6 protein-coding genes are annotated in these 4007 nt (G+C 74.5%); all 6 read left to right on the top strand.

Translation table 11 applies throughout. From position 1 onward, the window contains the following. Positions 1 to 208, top strand: a 208-nt coding sequence (locus N866_RS16960) for an ATP-binding protein DrrA1-3 family domain-containing protein (RefSeq protein WP_034228686.1), incomplete at its 5' end; no start/stop codon positions are given. Then, the gene (locus N866_RS16955) at positions 205 to 1479 is read left to right on the top strand and encodes an ABC transporter permease (RefSeq protein ID WP_052023199.1); all 1275 of its coding nucleotides are present in this window, start codon (positions 205 to 207) and stop codon (positions 1477 to 1479) included. The genes N866_RS16960 and N866_RS16955, both read left to right, overlap by 4 nt. Beyond that, positions 1476 to 2150 (top strand): TrmH family RNA methyltransferase, encoded by a 675-nt coding sequence (locus N866_RS16950; protein ID WP_034228689.1) that lies wholly within the window; start codon positions 1476 to 1478, stop codon positions 2148 to 2150. The genes N866_RS16955 and N866_RS16950 overlap by 4 nt, the downstream gene beginning before the upstream one ends. Positions 2151 to 2286: 136 nt before the next feature. Continuing rightward, complete coding sequence (locus N866_RS16945) at positions 2287 to 3081, top strand: CoA transferase subunit A (RefSeq protein ID WP_034228684.1); 795 nt, start codon at positions 2287 to 2289, stop codon at positions 3079 to 3081. Between the two features lies 1 nt (position 3082). Beyond that, positions 3083 to 3745: a CoA transferase subunit B gene (locus tag N866_RS16940; protein ID WP_034228681.1), complete on the top strand. Its 663-nt coding sequence runs from the start codon at positions 3083 to 3085 to the stop codon at positions 3743 to 3745. Beyond that, a partial coding sequence (locus tag N866_RS16935; protein WP_034228679.1) for a hypothetical protein occupies positions 3742 to 4007 on the top strand: 266 nt, incomplete at its 3' end. The genes N866_RS16940 and N866_RS16935, both read left to right, overlap by 4 nt.

Below are 4007 nucleotides of genomic sequence, written 5' to 3'. Positions count from 1 at the left end.
GGCGGGGGAGGCGCTCGGCCCGGACGTCCTCGCGGGCGTCCCGGGCGTCGTGGCGGTCCGCGCCGAGCGGGGCCGGCTCGTCGTCGACCTCGCCGACGACGCCGACGACCAGGCGGTCCTGGCGGCGGCGCAGCACGCGGGCGCGGTCCGCGAGTTCGCCCCGGTGGTGCCCACGCTCGCCGAGATCTTCCGGGAGGTCGTGCGATGACCGGCACCGAGCGTGACGACGGCCTCACCGCGCTGTCCGCCGTGCGCGTCGTCGCCGGCCGGGAGATCCGGGTCAAGCTGCGGGACAAGGCCTTCCTCGCGACGACGGCGTTCCTGCTCCTCCTCGTCGCCGTCGCCACCGTGGTGCCCGTGCTGCTCAGCCAGCAGGTCCCCGCCCTCCGCGTCGCCGTGCAGGGGACGGCCGCCGAGCAGGCGGTCGAGCTCGCCGCCGGCCTGGGCCGCCAGGCGCAGGAGGAGGACGAGGAGGTGCCGCCGGTGACGGCGCTCCTCGAGCCCGCGGGGCTGCCCGCGGCGGACATCGAGATGGTCGTGCTGGAGCCCGAGGCGGACCCGGAGCGCCTGGTCCTGGACGAGGACGTCGCGGCGGCCGTCGTCGGGGACGACCTCGACGCCCTGCGGGTCCTGGGCCGGGAGGGCGTCCCGCCGGAGGTGGACGTGCTCGTCGCGGCGGCCTCGGCGCAGCTCCAGGTCGCGGAGGCGGCGCAGGAGGCGGGGCTGAGCCGGGAGGACGTCGTCGCGCTCATCGACCCGACGCCGCCCGAGGTCACGGTCCTGGACGCCCGGCCGACCGGCGCGGTGCCGCCGGAGCTCCTGGTGCTGGTGTTCGCGTTCCTCTTCTACGTCTCCGTGCTCACGTTCGGGATGTCGATCGCGCAGAGCGTCGTGGAGGAGAAGCAGTCGCGGGTCGTCGAGCTGCTCGTGGCCGCGCTGCCCGTGCGCTGGCTGCTGGCCGGCAAGGTCGTCGGCAACACCGTCATGGCGGTCGGCCAGATCGTCGTCATCGTCGCGGCCGGGCTCGTCGGCGCGATGCTCATGGGCCGCGGCCAGCTGGTCGGGCAGGTCCTGGCGGCGTCGGGCTGGTTCGTCGTGTTCTTCCTGCTCGGGTTCGTCATGCTGGCGTGCCTCTGGGCCGCGGCCGGCGCCCTCGCCTCGCGCGTGGAGGACCTCAACGCCACCACGGTGGTCATGCAGGTGCTCGTCGTCGTCCCGTTCTTCACGGCGATCTTCGCGATCGACCCGGGGCCGGTGCAGCGGATCCTGTCCTACGTGCCGTTCACGGCGCCGCTGCTCATGCCGGCGCGCATCGTCCTGGGCAACGCCGACCCGTGGGAGCCGTTCGTCGCCGCGCTCGTGGTGCTCGCGACGGGCGTCGCGTTCGTCGCGCTCGGGGTGCGGCTGTACCGCAACGCCGTGCTGCACACCGCGTCCCGGCTGCATGCCCGGCAGGCGTGGCGCGGGGTCGGGCGCTGAGCGGGCAGGAGCTCCCGGAGCTCGACGCCGCCCCCGCCGCCCGGGAGGTCGGCGTCGGTCCGTGGCCCGGCGGCCCGGCCGCGTGGCCGCGCCTCGGTGACGGCCCGGACGCCCCGTTGGACCCGCGCTACGACCCCGACCTCCTGACCCACGGCGACCGGCGCAACGTCGTCGACCGGTACCGCTACTGGACGGTCGAGGCGGTGGTCGCCGACCTCGACATGCGCCGCCACGGGTTCCACGTCGCGATCGAGAACTGGGTGCACGACCTCAACATCGGCTCGGTCGTGCGCACGGCGAACGCCTTCCTCGCGGCGGAGGTGCACGTCGTCGGGCGGCGGCGGTGGAACCGGCGCGGTGCCATGGTCACCGACCGGTACCAGCACGTCCGGCACCACCCCGACGTCGCCGCGCTCGCGGGCTGGGCGGCGGAGGCGGGGCTGCCGCTCGTCGGCCTCGACAACGTCCCGGGGTCCGTGCCGCTCGAGGGGTACGCGCTGCCGCGGGCGTGCGTGCTGCTCTTCGGGCAGGAGGGCGCGGGGTTGTCGGAGGCGGCCGTCGCGGCGTGCGAGGTGGTTCTGCACATCCGGCAGTTCGGCTCGACGCGCTCGATCAACGCGGGCGCCGCGGCGGCCATCGCCATGCATACGTGGGTCACCCAGCACGCCTGACCGGGGCCGGTTCGCCTCCCGTCGCCGGGACGGCGAGAATGGTCGGCAGCACCCCGAGCAGCGTCGCTCGGTGGTGCGTCACCCGTCGGCGCCGCCGGATGTCCTCGCGCCGTCGACACGACCCGGAGGTACAGCGTTGACCCGGTTGGACAAGGTCGTCCCGAGCGCGGCGGAGGCCGTGGCGGACGTGCCGGACGGCGCGAGCATCGCCGTCGGCGGGTTCGGGCTCTGCGGCAACCCCGTCGCACTCATCACGGCGCTCCTGGAGCGGGGCACGCGGGACCTGCACGTGGTCTCGAACAACTGCGGCGTGGACGACTGGGGCCTCGGCCTCCTGCTCGCCGCGGACCGCATCCGCAAGATCACCGCGTCGTACGTGGGGGAGAACAAGGAGTTCGCCCGCCGCTACCTGGCCGGTGAGCTCGAGGTCGAGCTCACGCCGCAGGGCACCCTCGCGGAGAAGCTGCGGGCAGGCGGGTCCGGCATCGCGGCGTTCTTCACGCAGACGGGTGTGGGCACGCAGGTCGCCGAGGGTGGGCTGCCGCAGCGCTACGACGCCGACGGCGGTGTCGCGCTCGCCTCCGCGGCCAAGGAGGTGCGGACGTTCGACGTCGAGGGGGAGCCGCGCGAGTTCGTGCTGGAGCAGGCGATCACCACGGACGTCGCCTTCGTGCATGCCGAGGTGGGGGACCGCTACGGCAACCTCGTCTTCCACCGCTCCGCGCGGAACTTCTCCCCGCTGGCCGCGATGGCCGGCCAGCTCTGCATCGCCCAGGTCGAGCGGCTCGTCGAGCCCGGGGAGCTCGACCCGGACGCCGTGCACCTGCCCGGGGTGTTCGTGCACCGGGTCGTCGAGGTGGGGACCGACATCGAGAAGCGGATCGAGCGACGGACCGTCCGGACCGACGCCGGCGCAGGGGAGAGGGGCTGACATGGCGCTGACCAGGGAGCAGATGGCCGCGCGGGCCGCTCTGGAGCTGCCCGACGGGGCGTACGTCAACCTCGGCATCGGCCTGCCGACGCTCGTGCCCAACTACCTGCCCGAGGGCCGCCACGTGATGCTCCAGTCCGAGAACGGCATCCTCGGCGTCGGGCCGTACCCGACCGAGGACCAGGTCGACCCGGACCTCATCAACGCCGGCAAGGAGACCGTGACGGTGCTGCCGGGCGCCTCGTTCTTCGACTCGGCCCTGAGCTTCGGGATGATCCGCGGGGGCAAGATCGACGTCGCGGTGCTGGGCGGCATGGAGGTCTCCGAGCGCGGGGACCTCGCCAACTGGATGATCCCCGGGGCCATGGTCAAGGGCCCGGGCGGGGCCATGGACCTCGTGCACGGGGCGCGCCGTGTCGTCGTCCTCATGACCCACAACGCCAAGGACGGGTCGCCGAAGATCGTGCGCGAGTGCGCGCTGCCGCTGACCGGACGGGGAGTCGTGGACAGGATCATCACCGACATCGCGGTGCTCGACGTCGGGCCGGACGGCCTGCGGCTCGTGGAGACCGCCCCGGGCGTGACGCCGGACGAGGTGGTCGAGCGCACCGGTGCGCCCGTCCGGGTCGAGGGCTCCGTCGAGACCGTGGCGGTGACGGCATGAGCGCCGACAGCACGAGGGGCGACGGCATGAGCGCCGACGGCACGAGCGGCCACGGCATGAGCGGCGACGCGACCCGTCCGGCGACCGGCGGGCCTGCAGGCCAGGACCAGCCGCTGCCCGACGGCGCGCCGCCCACCGGGTCGATCCCGCTGGCCGACATCGAGGACGCGGCGACGCCCCACTGGACGCCGACCTCGGCGGCCGGCCCGGACGACGTCGTCGTCGTGGGCGCGGTCCGCACCCCGCAGGGCCGCCTGCGCGG

This window comes from Actinotalea ferrariae CF5-4 (genome assembly GCF_000603945.1).
GTDB lineage: Bacteria > Actinomycetota > Actinomycetes > Actinomycetales > Cellulomonadaceae > Actinotalea > Actinotalea ferrariae.
Note: the sequence above shows the minus strand (reverse complement) of the source record. Positions and strands in the feature narration are given on the sequence as shown.

Coding starts and splice junctions, on each gene's coding strand:
- N866_RS16955 (WP_052023199.1), top strand. CDS start 205: ATGACCGGCACCGAGCGTGACGACGGCCTCACCGCGCTGTCCGCCGTG.
- N866_RS16940 (WP_034228681.1), top strand. CDS start 3,083: ATGGCGCTGACCAGGGAGCAGATGGCCGCGCGGGCCGCTCTGGAGCTG.